The organism is Chryseobacterium lactis (assembly GCF_003815875.1).
GTDB classification, from domain to species: Bacteria; Bacteroidota; Bacteroidia; order Flavobacteriales; family Weeksellaceae; genus Chryseobacterium; species Chryseobacterium lactis.
The window spans coordinates 2,921,839-2,940,179 of record NZ_CP033924.1 but is presented as its reverse complement, the minus strand read 5'-3'; the positions used below and the strand labels follow the sequence as shown (position 1 = coordinate 2,940,179).

At 37.2% G+C, this 18,341-nt stretch carries 15 protein-coding genes and 1 pseudogene; 12 read left to right on the top strand and 4 right to left on the bottom strand.

What is annotated here, in order from left to right; translation table 11 throughout:
- The first annotated feature begins 619 nt into the window (after positions 1–619).
- The 4 genes and pseudogenes from EG342_RS25720 (at position 620) to EG342_RS13115 (ending at position 4,899) form a co-directional block, all read left to right on the top strand.
- Entirely contained in the window at positions 620–1,420 is an 801-nt protein-coding gene (locus tag EG342_RS25720; RefSeq protein WP_394338016.1) for an RtcB family protein, read from the top strand.
- 85 nt (positions 1,421–1,505) lie between these two features.
- Positions 1,506–1,604 (top strand): annotated as a pseudogene (locus tag EG342_RS25180).
- Positions 1,605–1,771: 167 nt separating this feature from the next.
- Positions 1,772–3,526: a hypothetical protein gene (locus EG342_RS13120; RefSeq protein ID WP_103294061.1), complete on the top strand. Its 1,755-nt coding sequence runs from the start codon at positions 1,772–1,774 to the stop codon at positions 3,524–3,526.
- A gap of 167 nt (positions 3,527–3,693) precedes the next feature.
- A complete protein-coding gene (locus tag EG342_RS13115) occupies positions 3,694–4,899 on the top strand; it encodes a hypothetical protein (protein ID WP_103294060.1) in 1,206 nt (401 codons plus the stop codon).
- Between the two features lie 195 nt (positions 4,900–5,094).
- Here the strand turns inward: EG342_RS13115 and cobC are convergent, their stop codons facing one another.
- From cobC to cobT, 3 genes are read right to left on the bottom strand one after another with little or no spacing between them, the layout of a single operon-like run.
- Positions 5,095–5,649, bottom strand: coding sequence for an alpha-ribazole phosphatase family protein (cobC, locus tag EG342_RS13110; RefSeq protein WP_103294059.1), 555 nt, complete (start codon positions 5,647–5,649; stop codon positions 5,095–5,097).
- Positions 5,634–6,416: an adenosylcobinamide-GDP ribazoletransferase gene (locus EG342_RS13105; protein ID WP_103294058.1), complete on the bottom strand. Its 783-nt coding sequence runs from the start codon at positions 6,414–6,416 to the stop codon at positions 5,634–5,636. Before EG342_RS13105 ends, cobC begins: the two co-directional genes overlap by 16 nt.
- Complete coding sequence (cobT, locus tag EG342_RS13100) at positions 6,417–7,421, bottom strand: nicotinate-nucleotide--dimethylbenzimidazole phosphoribosyltransferase (protein ID WP_103294057.1); 1,005 nt, start codon at positions 7,419–7,421, stop codon at positions 6,417–6,419.
- Between the two features lie 314 nt (positions 7,422–7,735).
- On the opposite strand from cobT, the gene EG342_RS13095 reads away from it, so the two are divergent.
- The 3 genes from EG342_RS13095 to EG342_RS13085 all read left to right on the top strand — a co-directional run bounded on the left by EG342_RS13095 (position 7,736) and on the right by EG342_RS13085 (position 12,130).
- Positions 7,736–8,488: a nucleotidyltransferase domain-containing protein gene (locus EG342_RS13095; RefSeq protein WP_103294056.1), complete on the top strand. Its 753-nt coding sequence runs from the start codon at positions 7,736–7,738 to the stop codon at positions 8,486–8,488.
- Positions 8,489–8,651: 163 nt separating this feature from the next.
- Positions 8,652–10,973: a glucosamine-6-phosphate isomerase gene (locus EG342_RS13090; RefSeq protein ID WP_103294055.1), complete on the top strand. Its 2,322-nt coding sequence runs from the start codon at positions 8,652–8,654 to the stop codon at positions 10,971–10,973.
- A gap of 86 nt (positions 10,974–11,059) precedes the next feature.
- Positions 11,060–12,130 carry a nucleotidyltransferase domain-containing protein gene (locus EG342_RS13085; protein WP_103294054.1) on the top strand — a complete coding sequence of 357 codons (1,071 nt, stop codon included), beginning with the start codon at positions 11,060–11,062 and terminating at the stop codon, positions 12,128–12,130.
- Between the two features lie 162 nt (positions 12,131–12,292).
- On the opposite strand, the gene EG342_RS13080 is transcribed toward EG342_RS13085, so the two are convergent.
- Complete coding sequence (locus EG342_RS13080; protein WP_103294053.1) at positions 12,293–12,637, bottom strand: TfoX/Sxy family protein; 345 nt, start codon at positions 12,635–12,637, stop codon at positions 12,293–12,295.
- Between the two features lie 166 nt (positions 12,638–12,803).
- Between EG342_RS13080 and EG342_RS13075 the strand changes: the two genes are divergently transcribed.
- The 5 genes from EG342_RS13075 to EG342_RS13055 all read left to right on the top strand — a co-directional run bounded on the left by EG342_RS13075 (position 12,804) and on the right by EG342_RS13055 (position 18,332).
- Positions 12,804–13,319: a DUF2975 domain-containing protein gene (locus EG342_RS13075; protein ID WP_103294052.1), complete on the top strand. Its 516-nt coding sequence runs from the start codon at positions 12,804–12,806 to the stop codon at positions 13,317–13,319.
- Position 13,320: 1 nt separating this feature from the next.
- Positions 13,321–13,527 (top strand): helix-turn-helix domain-containing protein, encoded by a 207-nt coding sequence (locus tag EG342_RS13070; protein ID WP_103294051.1) that lies wholly within the window; start codon positions 13,321–13,323, stop codon positions 13,525–13,527.
- A 148-nt stretch (positions 13,528–13,675) separates the two neighbouring features.
- Positions 13,676–14,548: an ABC transporter ATP-binding protein gene (locus EG342_RS13065; RefSeq protein ID WP_103294050.1), complete on the top strand. Its 873-nt coding sequence runs from the start codon at positions 13,676–13,678 to the stop codon at positions 14,546–14,548.
- Positions 14,549–14,550: 2 nt separating this feature from the next.
- Positions 14,551–17,796, top strand: coding sequence for an ABC transporter permease/M1 family aminopeptidase (locus EG342_RS13060; protein ID WP_103294049.1), 3,246 nt, complete (start codon positions 14,551–14,553; stop codon positions 17,794–17,796).
- A gap of 101 nt (positions 17,797–17,897) precedes the next feature.
- Positions 17,898–18,332 (top strand): MarR family winged helix-turn-helix transcriptional regulator, encoded by a 435-nt coding sequence (locus EG342_RS13055; protein ID WP_103294048.1) that lies wholly within the window; start codon positions 17,898–17,900, stop codon positions 18,330–18,332.
- Positions 18,333–18,341: the final 9 nt, after the last annotated feature.

The window sequence follows — 18,341 nt, the reverse complement described above, 5'->3', positions numbered from 1 at the left end:
AAGTAAATTACTTTGCATTATCAAAATGAAACAACAGATGGAATTTAACGGAAATCACTTAATAGAATTAGGATATAGACCAGCTAAATGGTTTAAAGATGCCATCGCCTATATCAATGAAAATAATCTGGATGAAATTCAGATCAAAGAATATCTGGAACAGTTCAAACAACCGGAATTGATTCCGCTTCATGAAACAGCTAAAGATTTTATCATCAACATTAAAGCTGAACATGAGAATGAAAATGACAATGTAGAAAAAGTAATTAAAACCATGAAAGTTCTGATGAAAACACCTACATTAATCAATGGAGCCTTAATGCCGGATGCCTGTCCTACAGGTCCTGAAGGTCAAATTCCCGTGGGAGGTGTGGTAGTTGCCAAAAATGCAATTCATCCTGGATTCCATAGTGCAGATATCTGCTGTTCTGTAATGCTGACAGATTTTGGAAAAGCTGATCCTAAAAATGTTTTGGATGCTGCTCATGCTGTGACTCATTTCGGATACGGAGGAAGACCCAGAGGTGAACAGATGCCTATGTCTCAGGAATTGATGGATGCTTTCAGAGAAAATGACTTCTTAAATGATGAAAAACTGATCAGCATTGCCCGTTCTCATATGGGAACTCAGGGTGACGGAAATCATTTCTTATTTGTAGGAACATCCAAAAATACAGGAAACACCATGCTGGTTACTCACCATGGATCCAGAGCACCGGGTGCTGCATTATATGATAAAGGAATGAAGGTAGCCAACCGTTTCAGACAGGATATTTCTCCTGAAACATTAAGAGAAAATGCATGGATTCCTTATGATACCGATGAAGGGAGATCTTACTGGGAAGCTCTTCAGTTAATCAGACAATGGACAAAAGAAAATCATACGTCCATTCATGATGCTGTGTTAAACAGACTGGAAATAGAAAAAGAAGACCGTTACTGGAATGAACATAATTTCGTTTTTAAAGATGGTGATCTGTTCTATCATGCAAAAGGAGCTACTCCGCTGGATGAAAAGTTTATGCCTGATATCACGGGCCCAAGACTGATTCCTTTGAATATGGCAGAACCGGTATTAATTGTTCAGGGAAAAACGACTGAGAGAAACCTGGGATTTGCACCACACGGTGCAGGAAGAAATTTCAGCAGAAGTCAGCATAAAAAGTCTATGGCTCATAAAACAACTGAAGAAATCTTTAATGAGGAAACTGAAGGATTAGATATCCGTTTCTATTCCAATGAAGTTGATATTTCTGAGCTGCCAAGTGCCTATAAAAGTGCCAAAAATGTAAGAGCACAAATTGAGGAATACGGACTTTGTGAAGTATTGGATGAAGTGATGCCTTACGGATGTATTATGGCCGGTGATGTTCAGAAAAATGCACCATGGAAAAGAAAAAAGAAGTTTAGAAAAGCATAAAACTGAATTCTGATTGATAAGCCTGACAGGTTCTGAAAACCTGTTGGGTGATTAAAAACTAATAAAAATAACTAATAATCATGGACGGGCAGTAGCTCAGCTGGTAGAGCAACAATAACTTTCCGCTATTGGCCAACAAAGTTCCTATACTTGTGGGACGCAGGTTCAATTCCTGTCTGCCCGGCAGAAAGATGGAAAATATTTATTTCTGTCGATACAATATAAGGCAAAGGGAGTTCCTATAAACATTTGGATTTTACTCCCCGCTTTTTCAAAAATTATAGGTAAAAGGAGTTCCTATATCATTTTTCTTTAAAAAAACTACTCCTCACTTATTTAATTTTTAACATTATGAAAACACTTACCCTATTCAATGCCGTACTGGCAAAGAGATCAGATAAGCAACCGTTTGTTTCTATGGACGGATATCTTATCGAACCTGATGCTCTTTGGGCAAAAAAAGAAATTATCAGCTATTATTCAAAGGAAAAATTAAATGGTAATGATCTGAATAAAACCTTCCATAAATCATGGGAGAAAATAAAAAACAGTACACGATTTGAGCTGTTGCTGGAACAAATCAATCATTATATTTCGACATACGGAAGTAATTTTCAGGATGAAATATACCTCCCTGACGAAGTATTGAATGTTCCTGGAATGAAGCTTAGTTTTAAAGTGGTGAAAGCTTATTCTGCTGATGAAATGACAGAAAAATGTTTGTCATTGCTGAGATCCGGAATCGCTTTAAAAGAAGCAACCATTAATGATCTTTTATATATTCTGACAGAAGAACTGGATTATGAATTTACAGGAAAGGAAAATATCAGAAATAAAGAAGCGATTATAAAAATTGCAGACCTGTATGAAATCTATCCGGAAAACCCTGTAGAATTCTTAAGGTATGTAATTTTTAAAACTACCGGAACCAGCCTTTTGATCAAAAATGACGAATTGATTGAAAATATTAAGCTAAGTAAATTTGATCCTTCCGATTTGTTTGAAAAGTTTGGGTTGGAAAGACTTGCTGAAATCTTCAACAGATTTAAACCTCTGTTTTTGGCTTACAAAGGGAGAGATTCAAAAAACATTAATAAAATTTCAAAGCTTTCAAAAACTCATCATCAACCGTTGGTATCTAATCCATTAAATGATGCGACCAGTACATTATTAATAGAAAGCGATCTGCACTGGCTGAAAAATGCAACTCCGTTTGCTTTATTCAAAGCTTTGTCAGCTTGTTCTCAGAGAATGTACGGTCAGGATACTTTCGTCTACAGGATCAGAAATGGAAAGTCATGGGTAAAAAAAGGGAAGATCACGGATGTCAATGAGATGAACTATGATTTTATATTAAACTATTTACAATCAAAGTTTAATTTTTCCGGAAAGAAGTTTTATTTCCCTGAAAATGTAGAATTCGGGCTTCCTACTTCTGAAAAAATGTTTGTAGGAAATATTCCCACAGGAACAAGATTTTCAGGTGAGAAACTTGCGGTAGGCATCTATTGGGAAAACGCATGGGGAGCAAATGATCTTGATCTTTCAGGATTGAATATCGCAGGAAAAACCGGTTGGAACGCCGCTTATAACCAGGGAGACGGAACCCTGATGTATTCAGGAGATATGACTTCCGCACCTAAAGGAGCTGTAGAATATTTGTATGCCAGCAGAGGATTAACTACGCCTACTCTGGTCATGAACAATGTGTACTCAGGAAATGCCGATTGTGGTTATAAAATTGTAATCGGAAAAGGAGATCAGATTTCGAGAGAATATATGATGAATCCCAACAATCTTTTTGCGGAAGCCAAATGTAATTCTGTTCAGAGACAAACCATCCTCGGAATGCTATTGCCTAAAGGTGAAAACCAGTGTTTTGTCCTGTTGAACTTTGGAGCCGGCCATTCTCATGTTTCCGGAAGTTCCAAAATTGCTGCCATGGCAACAGATGCGCTGTATCAGCAGTGGTATCAACCGATGTCTTTTAATGATCTTGTAAAAGAGCTGGGAGCAACAGTGACTACAGAAAAAGCAGAAGCCGATTTTGATTTTTCTCTGGATAATCTGGAAAAAGATAGTTTTATCAAAATTTTTAAATCATAACTACGCGCCATTTAATCCCATTGAATGGCGCTTTTTTATTTTGTAAGTAAAGACACTTAACAAACTCAGCAACAAGTATATCACTATTTCTAACAAGTAATATACTTTTTGTTTATATTTGCCAGCCCTAATTTTATAAAACTAAATAACTTAAAAAACTTTTATTCATGAAGAAAATATTATTCGTATTTCTCTGTGTCCTTACCCTTGCTTCTTGCGGATCAGACAGCAACAGAGATAATGACAGCAATGGATCATCCAATAACGCCAATGCAGCTCCAAAAGTTGTAACCGGTACTCCTATTATTGCCAATGCACAGTTTAAATTTGCTGGAACGGTAACATCTGCCGGATCAGGATATTCTAAACGTGGATTTTGCTGGAGTAAAAATATCAATCCTACCATCGGTAATTCTAAATACATCGAGGAGTATACCAATACTACAGGAGATTACCAACTTATGGCGACTTATAGTACAGATTTCGACAAATCCACTACCTACTACGTAAGGGCTTATGTTCAGGCTTTTAACGGAGATGTTATTTATGGAGATAACGTATCATTTATCACGCCTGCAAAAATGGATATTACCTTCAAAATGGCTAAAAATGTGTATACCACTTCCGCTACTCTGGTTACCAATGATATTGCCGTACATTATCTGGAAGCTTTCTATCCTGATGAAAAAGGATTCTGCTACAGAACCAGTGCCGGTGTGGATATTGCCAATGGCCAGACTGTCAAGATATCAAATCCTAATACCTATTCGGCATACGAACTCGAAGCGACAGCATTACTTCCGAATACGACCTATTATGTAAAATCTTACGTAAAAGAAGGAGCTCAGGTTTATTATTCTCCGGAAAAAACATTTAAAACAGCCGGAGCGATAGGTGCTTCAGGCGGGTATGTCTTTTATGACAAGGGAGAGTTTACAGATGGTTGGAGATATTTGGAAGCTGCTCCTGATAACCTTCTTACCACCAACGGATCTGATAAAATTCAATGGGGATGTCCTTTCGACATTGTCAATCAAACTCAGTCAGTAATGGGATCAGGTCCTGCTAATACAACCAGAATTATTTCTCAATGCTCAGACGCGAACTCTGCGGCAAAGTTATGTGACAACTATGCAATCAATGGTCTGACGGATTGGTTCCTTCCATCACAAGAAGAAGTAATGGCATTCTTTAAAAGTGCAAAGAATGTGTACAATATTGCATCAAATAATGTATCACAAAAATACTACTGGAGTTCTACAGAAGTGCCCGGAAGCAATCAGGTTCAGATTCTTGACGGATATAATGGATATATGTGGAGCTACACCAAAGATTACAATATGGTTAGGGTGAGACCTTTCAGAAGATTTTAAAAAATATTTCATAAAAACTAAAAGAGGCTGTCTCAAAAGTCAAATAATTTGGCTTTTGTCATTGGCTACGCCGAATCTTCGATTTCTGACGAAGGAAGAATCTTATTGTTTATCTGTTATTTAAGATTCTTCACTACATTTCATTTCATTCAGAATGACACTTTTGAGACAGCCCCCTTTTATATTGTAAGGCATCTAAATATTTATTTTTTTAATTGAAAATAACTGATCATCAACCGTTACGATGACTTTCTTTCCATAATCAATTTGGATATTGAACATATTTTCAAGAGGAAACTTCAGAATTGTCTGAAGGATCAGGCGAATGACTCCGGCATGGGTAATGATCAAAACTTTACCATTATTCTCCTCTGCAATTAATTCATTCCAAAAACTGAGCACACGGGTCTGCATTTCGAGCAAATTTTCACCACCTGAAGCTTTTATATTAACAAAATCATTATACCAAGGATTGATTTCTTCTTCGGGAATTTCACTCCACTTTCTAAGTTCCCAGTTTCCGAAATTCATTTCCCGGATTCTTTCATCAGTTTTATAGGTAAGCTTAAAATATTCTGCCAAAAGGCAACAGCGGCTTGCAGGACTTGAAATCACCAGATCGAAATCATTATCAAGATCTATGCTTTTAAAATCCTCGAGATAGCCTTGCCGCAAAGGCATATCAGCAAAACCATAACACAGGTTTTCCGGGTTTTCTACTGCGGTATGACGAATCAGATGAATTTCCATACAATCATTGTTCCCAGATAAAACAAAACTTCACAAACCTGCTGTACGGAGCCCAGACAATCTCCGGTATAGCCGCCGATGTGCTTTTTAAAGTACCAGCCCATATATATTTTTCCTAAATAGGTCATTGCAAAAGCCAGTATCAGACGCCAGTCCGGAATCAGGGCAAATGAAACCAATACCGCCAGAAAACCTACCACTAAAGCAGTTCCATCCAATGGTTTATTAGCCAAAGGTTTGGATTTGCTTACATCTATATCAGTCACATATTGATGGGTATAAATCATTGTTCCGGAAATAAACCGGCTTGAAGTGTGCGCCAGGATAATGATGGCCAACGTTTTAGCAATATCAATCGTTCCCAACGCCTGAATGCTGAAGAATTTTAAAGCAAACAAAAGGATAATCCCAATAGTTCCATATGCACCTACTCTGCTGTCCTTCATAATGGTGAGAATCTTCTCCTTTCCGTAGCCGCCTCCAAAGCTGTCGCACATATCCGTGAAACCGTCCTCATGAAAAGCTCCTGTGAGTAAAACACTGCTGATCATCATCAGTACAATCCCTATTTCAAGGTTAAAAAGCTGGGAAGAAAAATACAGAATTACAGCATTGATCAAACCTACCACTAATCCGATCCAGGCAAAATATTTTTGTGATTTGTTCATGATCTCACTCGAATAAGGAACCGTAAACGGAACCGGAATTCTCGTGAAAAACATGAGTGCTGTTGCAAAGTATATTAGTTCATTCTTAATAACTTTCATCTATTCTCTATTTGATACGTTAGCATCTTCAAAACTTGACATTTCATTCAGAAAGTTGACGGCACTCTGAATAATCGGATATGCCAGTGCACAGCCCGTTCCTTCTCCCAAACGTAAATTCAGATGGAGTAAAGCTTTCTGTCCCAATAGCCCGATCAGCTGATGATGGGCATTTTCATCACTTACATGACAGAAAATACAGTTATTCAGAATTTCAGGATTCTTTTTCCACGCTGTAGCTATTGCAACCGTCGCAATAAACCCATCCACCATAATCAGCATATTCCGGCGGAAAGCTTCTTCCATAGCACCGATCATCTGGGTAATTTCCAATCCGCCAAAAGTTTGGGCAATTTCATCAGTATCTTTTATACCTGAATATTTTTCAATTACCGCAGAAAGAATATTGATTTTATTTTGTAATTGCTCGTCATTCAAACCGGTACCTCGCCCGATGCAGCTTACAATCGGCAGGTCAAACAATTGGCTCATCATCAGTGAAGAGGCAGAAGTATTTCCTATTCCCATTTCACCAAAACCAATAATATTGCAGTCTGTTTTTGCAATCTCATTGACCACAGCTTTTCCATTTTCCAGGGCTTGCTGATATTCTTCAGAAGTCATGGCAGGTTCTTCCAGCATATTACGACTGGATTTCCTGACTTTTTTATTGATTACCTCCAAGTCTGCTGGAAAATCAAAATTAACTCCGGCATCTACAATTTTAATATTAATATGATGTTGTCTGCAAAAAACATTGATGGCAGCTCCACCACTCAGAAAATTCATGACCATCTGATAAGTCACTTCCGGTGGATAGGTACTCACTCCCGCGGTTGCAATGCCGTGATCAGCTGCAAAAACAACCATATGCGGATTCAATAACTTTGGAGAGGTTGTCTTCTGAACCATTCCTATTTTATGAGCTAAATGCTCAAGATATCCTAATGCACCTAAAGGCTTGGTCTTAAAATCAATTGTATGCTGTAATTCGTTTGTTAACATGAAGATAAAATAATGATGTTTAATAGAGAAAGTGCAATATTAGTAAATTGAAGAGTATTTTTTGTAATGTTTGTCTTGTATTTGTGATGAATAGGGAGAAAATGGATAAGGATAAGATAATAGATAATAGACGAATAGATAAGAGACCTTAAACCAATCACTCAGTAAATCGAAACCTTCCATCTCGTATTCAGAATCCTCCGGACGCTCCTACTCCCACTCACCCTCAAACTCTCAAACTCTCAAACTTAAACAAGTCTACGTAATAACACTGCGCACTCCTGTATTTACTTTGCAGTATAAAATCGAAAACAATGACAACAAAAATACTGGAAAAAATAAAAGAAGTTGAAGCAGCACGGGGCGTAGAAGTCCTTCTGGCTGTAGAATCGGGAAGCAGAGCATGGGGTTTTGCCTCTCCTGATAGTGATTATGATATACGTTTCATATACAGACATGAGAAAGACTGGTATCTCTCGCCATGGGATAAGGATGAAACAATAGAATTTATGACAGAAGATGATCTGGATGGCTCCGGATGGGATCTGAGGAAGACTTTTCACCTTTTGCTTAAATCGAATGCCGCATTATTGAGCTGGTTCTACTCTCCTATCGTTTATAAAGCAGATACAAGGTTTGTAGAATTGTTCAGGCCGTTGGCTGATGCATGCTTTTCTCCTGTGGCTGTTTCTTATCATTACCTAAGTATGAGTAAGAAATACCTGGTGGCCTGCAGAACTGATGACGTAAAATTAAAAAGTTATTTTTATTGTCTCCGAACTACATTGACGGGAAAATGGATCATAGAAAAAGGAACGGTACCTCCGGTATTGTTCAGTGAATTATTGGTTTTAGTAGATGATAAAACCAGAACAAAAATAGAAGATCTGATCGCTTTAAAAGCTACCAAAGGAGAAGCTTATTATCACCCAAACGATTGGGAACTATTCAGATTCCTTGAGAAAACAATCGCCGAAAATGAAGAAAAGTCGAAAAGTCTTTCAGCAGGAAAGACAGATAAAAACGAGATGGAAAGGGTTTTTAGAGAGATACTCAACATAAAATAAATCAGAACACCTGAAGAAGAAAGTATGAGGTGACCATTACGCCTCAACTTTCTTCTTTTTGATTTTACTTTCTTAACAATTATTTATTCAAAATTCACGTTATAGGGATATTGCAATTCAATAATTATCAATAACTTTAAATTGCCTTATCAAAAACATACAAATGGAAAACAAAAACTTTAGTCCGGTAGAACAATCATTTTTAAACAACATTTCCAAAAACAGCCAAACCAATGTCCCCTATATCGCTGTGGACAACTTCCCTACTTTAGGAATGCTTACAGCCTTCAGGTTCCTGGAATGGGCGTCGGAAAATCCTCATGGAGTCATCAGTCTTCCCACAGGAAAAACTCCCGAACATTTTATCTACTGGACAAAGCATATCCTTGAAAACTGGGATAGAGAAGATATTTTTGAGCTTAGAAAAAAACATCAATTAGTATCTCCTCAGAAACCATCACTTGCTGATCTTCATTTCGTCCAGATCGATGAGTTTTATCCCATCAAATCCTCTCAGGCCAATAGCTTTTATCACTATGTGAACAAATATTATATTGAAGGATTAGGATTAAAAAGGGAAAATGCAATCCTGATCAATTGTGATGAAATTCCTCTTGCCGACGGGAAAAGCTTTGAAGAAATTTTCCCCGATCACAAAGTAGACCTTGAACTCAGATATATTGAACCCCGAACACCATTGGAAAAATTACAAAAAGAATCGGTTTTTCTGATCGATAACTGGTGCTCGGATTATGAGCAAAGAATTCGTAAACTGGGTGGTATCGGTTTCTTTTTGGGAGGAATCGGCCCTGACGGCCACATTGCTTTTAATGTTAAAGGTTCTGATCCGTATTCAACCACAAGATTAACGGCGACAAATTTTGAAACACAAGCCGTTGCAGCCGGAGATTTGGGGGGAATTGAAATTTCAAGAGAACGACTGGTAATCACCATCGGCCTCGAAACAATTACCTACAATAAAGATGCAGTAGCCATCATTTTTGCAGCAGGTGAAGCCAAAGCACCCATGATAAAAAATGCACTGGAACTTCCCCCGTCCAATTTATATCCAGCTTCCGTACTTTCCAAACTTCCGAACAGTAGATTTTATATTACACTGGGCGCTGCAAGCATGCTGAATGATTTAACTGATGATTATTACCAGTCAGGAAGCTGGTCACAGGAAAAAACAGATAAGGCTGTTATGCTTTTAACCCAGAAACTTAATAAATACGCTGAACATCTTACTTTGGAAGATCTTCAAGCCGATGAATATACCCGGTTAATTCCCGGTCTTGATGAGAATACAGTACAATCTGTAATTACTTCTATTGAAAACAAAATAAAAAAAGCAACGGATCAGCTTACCCATGAAGTTTTTTATCATACAGGTCCGCACCATGATGATATTTCGTTGGGACTTTTGCCTTACATTCATTACCAATCCCGTAATGAGACCAATGAATCCCATTATTCGGTTCTTACTTCGGGTTTCACAGCGGTGACCAATAAATTTTTAACCGATATTCTCCGTGACACCCTTTCATTTGTTGAAAAAGGAGAAGTCGAAATGCTTAATTATCCTGACTTTTTTGAAGTTGGATATCAGAATAAAAGAGATAAGGACGTTTACCATTACCTGATCAACATTGCCTCCGAAAATGCTATTGAAAGATCAAGAGCGGTATCCCACAGAATGGTAAGAAATATTGTAGAGCTTTGGAATTTAAAAACCAAACAGGAACTGGAAGAAAAAATTCACAATATCTCCTCTGTTATTCATTCCAGTTATGACGGGCAGAATCCTGAACCTAAAATTCAAACTTTAAAGGGCATGATCCGGGAGTACGAAGAAGAACTGGTTTGGGCTCATTTCGGGGTGAGAACGAAGAACGTTTCCCATCTGAGGCTCGGTTTTTATACCGGTGCTATTTTCACAGAAAAACCTAACAGGGAAAGAGATGTGTATCCGATATTACAACAATTGAAAGAGATCAATCCAACAGTCATAAGCTTAGCATTTGACCCGGAAGGAAGTGGTCCCGATACCCATTATAAAGTTCTGCAGGCTATTGCCGCCGCGGTAAGAGAATGGGGTAAAGAAAAAGATCTTTCACAGCTCAAAATATGGGGCTACAGAAATGTCTGGTATCAGTTCAATGCAGCTGATGTCACTCATATTTTCCCGGTATCCCTCAATGCGATGAGTACCATGGATGAAAGCTTTACCAACAGCTATTTGAGCCAGGTAAATGCATCGTTCCCAAGCTATAGGTATAACGGAAAGTTCAGTCACCTGTCTATTCAAACATGGGTAGAACAACTTCAGGCTGTCCAGTTGATATTAGGCAAACCGTATTTTTATGATAACAACAGTCCCCGCCTCCGTGCAACGCATGGATTGCTTTTCTTTAAAGAAATGGATGTGGAAGAATTTCTGCAATCTGCCCGGGAACTGGAGCAATCGACGGAAGGTGTATTTTAATCCTATTTCAATAACTTTGAACAATAAATTCAATACAGTATAAAAGGTATATAGTATGAGAGCGTATACCTTTTCAATAATAATCAATGACCATACAAGATTTAAAAACTAAAAACCTTATCCTTTTTGAAGCTGTTTCGGGAAGCCGGGCATTTGGATTGGATACAGAAACCTCAGATACGGATATCCGTGGAATCTATTATCTGCCTAAAGATGATTTCTTTGGACTGAATTATATTCCTCAGATTTCGAATGAAACCAATGATATTACTTACTACGAAATCGGAAGGTTTGTAGAACTGCTTCAGAAAAACAATCCTAATATTCTGGAAGTTCTCGCAAGCCCGGAAGATTCTATCCTTCATAAAGATCCTGTAATGGATCTGTTGAAACTTGAAGATTTTTTGTCTAAACTGTGTAAAGACAGCTTTGCCGGCTATGCCATTTCTCAGATTAAAAAGGCCAAAGGTCTGAATAAAAAAATTTTAAACCCTATCGATAAAGAAAGAAAATCGATCCTTGATTTCTGTTTTATCCTTGAAGGGCAAAATTCTGTTGAGCTAAAAAAATGGCTTTTTGAGCATAAAAAAATTCAGAAAAACTGTGGATTAGCAAATATTGATCACACCAAGGGAATGTTTGCTTTATTTTATGATGAATCCGGGACTTTGGGATATAAAGGTGTTATGCATCATGAAGAAGCCAATCAGGTTTCTGTATCATCAGTTCCCAAAAGTGAAAAACCTGTCTCATATATGTTCTGCAACCTGGATGCTTACTCTGTTTATTGTAAAGATTACAGAGAATACTGGAAATGGGTCGCTGAGCGCAATGAAGACCGTTATAATGTGAATCAGACTCATGGACAAAATTATGACAGCAAGAATATGATGCACACTATCAGGCTGTTGCAATCCTGTGAGCAAATTTTTAAAACCAATTCTTTGACTATCCGTGTAGAAAACCGGGAAGAATTGTTAGATATTAAAGCCGGAAACCGGTCTTATGAAAATGTCATGCTTATGGCAGAAAACCTTATACAGTCAATAGAAGAGTATTATTGTGCTTCCCATCTTCCGGATTATCCCGATCTGGAAAAAACGACAAAAATCTTAATTCAGATAAGGAAAATGTTGTATGACGGTCATTACAAATAAGGAGTTATGAATTGTGGGTCTGGTGTATATCATCATTCCCACTCAATCTCCTTCACTCTCAAACTCTCAAACTCACCTTCCACTCAAAACGCTCCGATCCTCAAACGCTCCCACTCTCTTACTCTCTTACTCTCTTACTCTCAACCCCTCTACCCGCCATTCTCACTTCTTCTTCGAAGCCTTCGCTATTTTATTATACTCCAGACAAATCTTCATCCAATATTCAAAATCTTCCGGTTTTTGAAAGCCGATAGGTTCTACGTAGCAGTATTCCATTAATTGCTTTCCTCTCATAATCATAGGAAGAAATCCCAGTTTTTCGGTAACTTCTTCTTCCTTTTCGGGATTGTAGCGGCACATCAGATTATCGTGACTGATATTGATACACATCTTTTCATTCACCAGAAATGCCAGCCCACCGAACATTTTCTTTTCTTCAACCTCAATATTTTCTACCATTGAAAGTCGTTCACGTACGCGGTCGGCGAGTTCAATACTGTAAGCCATAATTTCAACTTTTTATTATTTAAATTTAATTAAAAGCTGCGATTGTCACAATATTGATAACACTTTAGAGCATCGTTCGCAATCATTGAAATAAAATTTTATTTAAATTAATTATTGTTTTACGATAATTAATTATACATTTGCAATATCAATTAATGATCGTGACATGAACCAGACCAAAATTATTTCAAAGATTTTATTTTATATCTGCACCTTGCTTTCCGTTGGATATCTGATAACATTTGTATATTCCATCCTTTGTCTGACCACAGATTTTTCTGTTACTCCTTACAAAGACGGGCAATACCTTCATATCAATTATCCTTTTACAGAACAGCCGTTTCTGAATATTGAGAACAACTATCCGTATATTATCTTTTCTTTTCTCCTGGTTTTAATTTCGTATGGAATTTTTTTCTGGCTTTCCGCCAAGGTTTTCAAAGTATTTTTTCAGGAAAAATTGTTTACCCGTGATCATATACAACAGCTCAAGAGATTTTACCTTTATAATATTTTTATTCCGCTTCCTGTGGTGGTGGTCGCCAGTTTCTTTGTGGAGGTTGAAAGTATTATCTGGGGACTGGTGTTTATTCACTTTATGCTTGGAATTTTCTGTCTGTTTCTTGCGAATATCTTTAAGCAAGGACTACATTTGCAAAACGAACAAGATCTATTTATATAAAATGCCAATTATAGTCAACTTAGATGTCATGCTGGCCAAACGAAAAATGCAGAGTAAAGAATTGGCAGAAAAACTGGGAATCACTCCTGTAAACCTCTCTATTCTTAAAACAGGTAAAGCCAAAGGTGTACGTTTTGATACCCTGGAAGCGATCTGCAAGATCCTGGAATGCCAGCCGGGAGATATTCTGGAATATAAAGAGGAGTGAGTTGGAAGGTTGCGTGATTCGTGATTCGAGTTGATCCTTTAAAAGAAAGGAATCCAGTTCCAACTTCCAACTGTAAAAATCAAATTACCTATTATTTATATTAGCGACCGAAAGGTGGCCAGTCATTGTATTATCCAAACACAACATTATGAACACCTTATCAATTAACAATCTTAGCCTGACTTACAAAAATGGGTTTCAAGCCATTAAAGACATCACCCTGGAAATCAGGAACGGTATGTTCGGTTTACTTGGGCCAAACGGAGCCGGGAAATCATCCTTAATGAAAACCATTGTAGGACTGCAAAAGCCCACTTCAGGCATCCTGTCTTTTAATGGGCAGGATATTATAGAAAATCCTGATTATATCAAGCAAAACCTTGGTTTTTTGCCACAGGATTTCGGAGTATATCCTAAAGTTTCTGCTTACGATCTTCTGGAGCACATCGCAATTCTGAAAGGAATTACAGATAAAAACCAACGCAAAACCCAGATTAACGGTCTACTGGAAAAAGTAAACCTTTCGGATTTCCGGAATAAGGAAGTACATAGCTTTTCAGGAGGAATGAAACAACGTTTTGGAGTTGCACAGGCTTTACTGGGTAATCCTAACATTATTATTGTAGATGAACCGACGGCCGGCTTAGACCCTGAAGAACGTAACCGTTTCAACGCGCTCCTAAGTGAGATCAGCCAGGAGGTGATTGTTATCCTCTCCACTCATCTGGTGGAAGATGTAAGAAATCTCTGCTCAGAAATGGCAGTGATGAATCACGGGCAGATCCTTCAACAAGGAAACCCCGGACAATTAATAGCAGAACTGGACCATAAAATCTGGTCAAAACCTATCGACAAAAATGAATTAAAGAACTATGATTCCAGGTACGAAATCATCAGCAGGCAGCTGATAGAAAGAGAACTCCATATCACTATTTTTTCTGAAGAACGTCCACAGGACTTCATCTATGTAAACCCTCTACTGGAGCATGTTTACTTCCATAGTTTAACACAAAAACCTTAGTCATGAACGCCATATTTTTATTTGAAGCCAAGCGCAATATCAAGCATTGGCCCGGTTACCTTATTCTCTTAATTCTGGTATTTATTGGTACTTTTTGCGGGAATCAGTTCAATCTTTCTGTAGGACAAGGTATTTACCTTAATTCACCTTACACCATTGGATTTATGACTGGTATGCTGAGCCTTTCCATCATTTTTTTTGCGACGGTTTATGCATTGCAGTTGCTTTTCAAGGATGATGATACCCGCTTTTCTATTGTTCTCTTTTCTCTTCCGATTTCAAAACTGATGTATTTAAAAGGAAAATTCCTTCCTTATTTTTTACAGACATTTTTGAGCTTTTTTGCCCTGATGACGGGTTTTATGATCGGTCAGATGATGCGTACCGGAAGCGAAATGCAGGATGGATTCAATGGCATTGCCTATTTATATCCGATAGTCCTCTTTGGATTGATTAACAGCCTTCTGGTCTGTAGTTTTTTGTTTTTTATTTCATTAATCCTACAAAAAAAATTATTGGTTGCTGTGGGTGGGTTATTTCTGTATATATTTTATATGATTGTGTTATTATTTTCCAATTCTCCTTTTATGGCGGGAAGTATTCCGCAATCATTGGAAGGTCAGCAACTCTCTGCCTTGATTGATCCTTTTGGACTTTCTTCTTATTTTCTGCAAGCCAGAGAATTTTCTGTTCATCAGAAGAATGTACAGATTGTGCCTTTTTCCGGGTATGTATTGTTGAACAGACTTTCTTTTTTCATCCTATCTGTAGGACTTCTCTTTCTTTCTTACCGATTATTTTCTTTCTCTTATATTTCAAAACAAAAAGTAAAAAAGAATGCGACCGTCAAAGACTCAATATCACAAGTAATCATCTCAGAATATATTGCTGTTTCCCCTAATTTAAGACAAATAGCTTCCGTAAAATCCATCCTCTCCTTTGTAAAGATTGATTTGATTTATTTATTTAAAAGTATTACAGTTCCGGCAGCATCTATTCTTTTACTTTTCTTCGTCGGAATGGAAATGTATGCCGAAATTGAAAAGGGAATCCGGCTTCCACAGAAATATGCCGGTTCAGGGCTGATGGCGACTACTATTTCAGAAAACTTCCATTTATTTGGATTGTTAATCGTAGCCTATTTTCTGAATGATCTGTATTGGAGATCTCAGTTATCAGGATTTTTCGTTATTGAAAAAACTGCTTTTTTCTCTAAAAATAAACTGAGCGGACATTTTATTTCTATCAATATCTTACTCTTTTTTTTCACGGTAATTCTAATCATTCAGGGAATTATTTTCCAGATAGGGTACCAGTATTTTCATATTGACTGGAATGCTTATCTGGCCGTTTTTCTTTTTAATACTTTTCCCCTCATCCTGTTTTCCGGCTTTATATTGCTTATCAATGACAACATCCGGAACAAATTCATTGCCCTTGGAATATCTGTTCTTGCTGTTTTAGTACTGACCGGACCTGTTTCAAATAAAGTTCTACCTTATCCCCTTTTCAGAATATTTTCTGACTTTAAAGGCAGCTACAGTGACTTCAATAGATACGGAGTATACACAACTGCTTTTGCACAAAGACTTCTGTTCGGAGCCGGTGTTATAGCTTTGTTATGGATATTGAGCAAGGTTATTAAAACTAAAAAAATCAGTCTGATCCCTGCTCTTTTTACCTTGTTTCTACTCACTTCAGGAATATATGCCGGAACTTATTTCATGAAAGGTTATCTTCCCAGAAATGAAGAAAAAGTACTGATGAATTTAGCTCAGTATGAAAAAAATTACCGGAAATATAATAACCTTCCCCAACCTGAAATCAATGAGGTCATAACTGACATTCGGTTGTTTCCTTCTGACAACTCGTATCAGATTGTTGGAAAATACAAACTTAAAAATCAAACAGATCAGCTCATCACTAAGGTACTTGTTAATTTTAATAATGATTTAGAACTTAAATCTGCTGTCTTCACATCAAGCTCTGAAACAACGAAAATTAACACCCATGTTACCGAAATCATTCTAAAGCAACCTATGCTGCCTGGCGAAACGGCTTTTCTGGATTTTAAATTGTCTTACAAATGGTATCCCGTTAATGGGCATCAATCTTTCAATGCGATTATAGAAAATGGCTCTTTTATGAGGATCAGCAGATATTATCCCACTATTGGTTATCAGAAAGTCAATGAAATTCAGGATCAGAAGCAGAGAGATAATTTCAGGCTCGGCAAAGCAGAAATGTTGAAAAAACCGGAAGCTCCGGAAGTTTTTAGAAAAGACTTTATCAATCTGGATATGACGATTTCAACTGAAGGTCATCAAACTGCAATAGGAACGGGAGATCTGATCATGAGCTGGACAAAAACGGGGCGAAATTTTTTCAGGTATAAAGCTACCGGCATCCCTTTCCGTTTTGCTGTTTCTTCAGCAGAATACAGTGTAAAAAGTACCATTTACAAAGGAATTCCAATTCATATCTTTTATCAGAAAAAACATTTCGAAAATGTAAATCATCTTCTTGAAAATGCTAAGCTTACTTTGGATTACTGTCGGCAAAATTTTGGACAATATCCTTTTAAAGCCATCAACTTTGTTGAAATTTCATCCTTTACAAGAGGTTTTGCCGCTACCGCTTACCCATCTGCTATTTTTATGCCGGAGGACATGGTTTTTCACGCCAATATCCATGCTGATAAGAAACAGGATGTCATTAATGAACTTGCAGGACACGAGCTTTCACATCTCTGGTGGGGAAACAGCCAGATTGATCCTGATGACAGAGAAGGAGCTGTTATGCTTACAGAAACATTGGCGATGTATACTGAAATGATGTTGTATAAGAAAATGCATGGGAAAGAAAAAATGTTGGAAAGAATAGCTGTACATCAGCAAATTTATGATAACGAAAAAGGGCTTTCAGAGAATCGTCCTATTTACAAAGCCACTGGTGATGATCCTCATATTTCCTATTCTAAAGGTGCGGTGGCAATGGTAAGATTAAGTGATTTACTGGGCGAGGAAAAGGTAAATAAAGCTTTAAATCATTTTTTACAGAATAACTCATATCCCAAAAAACCAACCTCGCTGGACCTTATTAATGAATTGTATAAAGTCTCCCCCAATCTCAATACCAAAAAACAAATTGATCTGCTTTTTAAAACCACAGAAAACATAGCCGTAGCTAATAAGTCTAAAAGCGCTTCTACAAAAGAGAAAACAGATAATTCAACCGGCAGTTTTTAATTTTTATAAAAAATATTTTTAAGGAATTGTAACAAAATATAATTGTATTCAACAAATTAATTGATATATCAATAATTGACATATCATTTTAATTTAAAAATATGGAAAAGTTAAATTCAATTATATTTTACAACATAGACAAAGCTATCAGAGCCTATAGAAACTATGCACAACGCCAACTGAAAGCGAATGGTTATACCATCACTATTGATCAATGGCTGATCATCAAAGCTATTCTGGAAAACCCGGGAATTACCCAGAATGAAATCGGTGATCTGGTTTTTAAGGACAATGCCTCTGTGACAAGGATAATTGATTTAATGGTTAAATCAGAATACGTCAAACGGCAAATTCACCCTGATGACCGGAGAAAAACCAATCTGGAAGTAACAGATTCCGGAAAGAAAGTCATTCAGGAAGTTCAGGACATTGTAGAAAAAAACCGTAAGGTTGCTTTAAAAGGTGTCACAAAAGATGAACTGGAAATGATGTATTCTGCTTTGCTTAAGATTTCAGAAAACTGTCTTAATCCTTAAAAATTAATC

Excerpts from the sequence above, each read along its gene's own strand:
- cobT (WP_103294057.1), bottom strand. The coding sequence starts at position 7,421 with ATGTTAACAAACGAATTACAGCATACAATTGATTTTAAGACCAAGCCT.
- EG342_RS13095 (WP_103294056.1), top strand. The coding sequence starts at position 7,736 with ATGACAACAAAAATACTGGAAAAAATAAAAGAAGTTGAAGCAGCACGG.
- EG342_RS13105 (WP_103294058.1), bottom strand. The coding sequence starts at position 6,416 with ATGAAAGTTATTAAGAATGAACTAATATACTTTGCAACAGCACTCATG.
- EG342_RS13060 (WP_103294049.1), top strand. The coding sequence starts at position 14,551 with ATGAACGCCATATTTTTATTTGAAGCCAAGCGCAATATCAAGCATTGG.
- EG342_RS25720 (WP_394338016.1), top strand. The coding sequence starts at position 620 with ATGGGAACTCAGGGTGACGGAAATCATTTCTTATTTGTAGGAACATCC.
- EG342_RS13080 (WP_103294053.1), bottom strand. The coding sequence starts at position 12,637 with ATGGCTTACAGTATTGAACTCGCCGACCGCGTACGTGAACGACTTTCA.
- EG342_RS13090 (WP_103294055.1), top strand. The coding sequence starts at position 8,652 with ATGGAAAACAAAAACTTTAGTCCGGTAGAACAATCATTTTTAAACAAC.
- EG342_RS13085 (WP_103294054.1), top strand. The coding sequence starts at position 11,060 with ATGACCATACAAGATTTAAAAACTAAAAACCTTATCCTTTTTGAAGCT.
- EG342_RS13070 (WP_103294051.1), top strand. The coding sequence starts at position 13,321 with ATGCCAATTATAGTCAACTTAGATGTCATGCTGGCCAAACGAAAAATG.
- EG342_RS13055 (WP_103294048.1), top strand. The coding sequence starts at position 17,898 with ATGGAAAAGTTAAATTCAATTATATTTTACAACATAGACAAAGCTATC.
- cobC (WP_103294059.1), bottom strand. The coding sequence starts at position 5,649 with ATGGAAATTCATCTGATTCGTCATACCGCAGTAGAAAACCCGGAAAAC.
- EG342_RS13120 (WP_103294061.1), top strand. The coding sequence starts at position 1,772 with ATGAAAACACTTACCCTATTCAATGCCGTACTGGCAAAGAGATCAGAT.
- EG342_RS13065 (WP_103294050.1), top strand. The coding sequence starts at position 13,676 with ATGAACACCTTATCAATTAACAATCTTAGCCTGACTTACAAAAATGGG.
- EG342_RS13075 (WP_103294052.1), top strand. The coding sequence starts at position 12,804 with ATGAACCAGACCAAAATTATTTCAAAGATTTTATTTTATATCTGCACC.
- EG342_RS13115 (WP_103294060.1), top strand. The coding sequence starts at position 3,694 with ATGAAGAAAATATTATTCGTATTTCTCTGTGTCCTTACCCTTGCTTCT.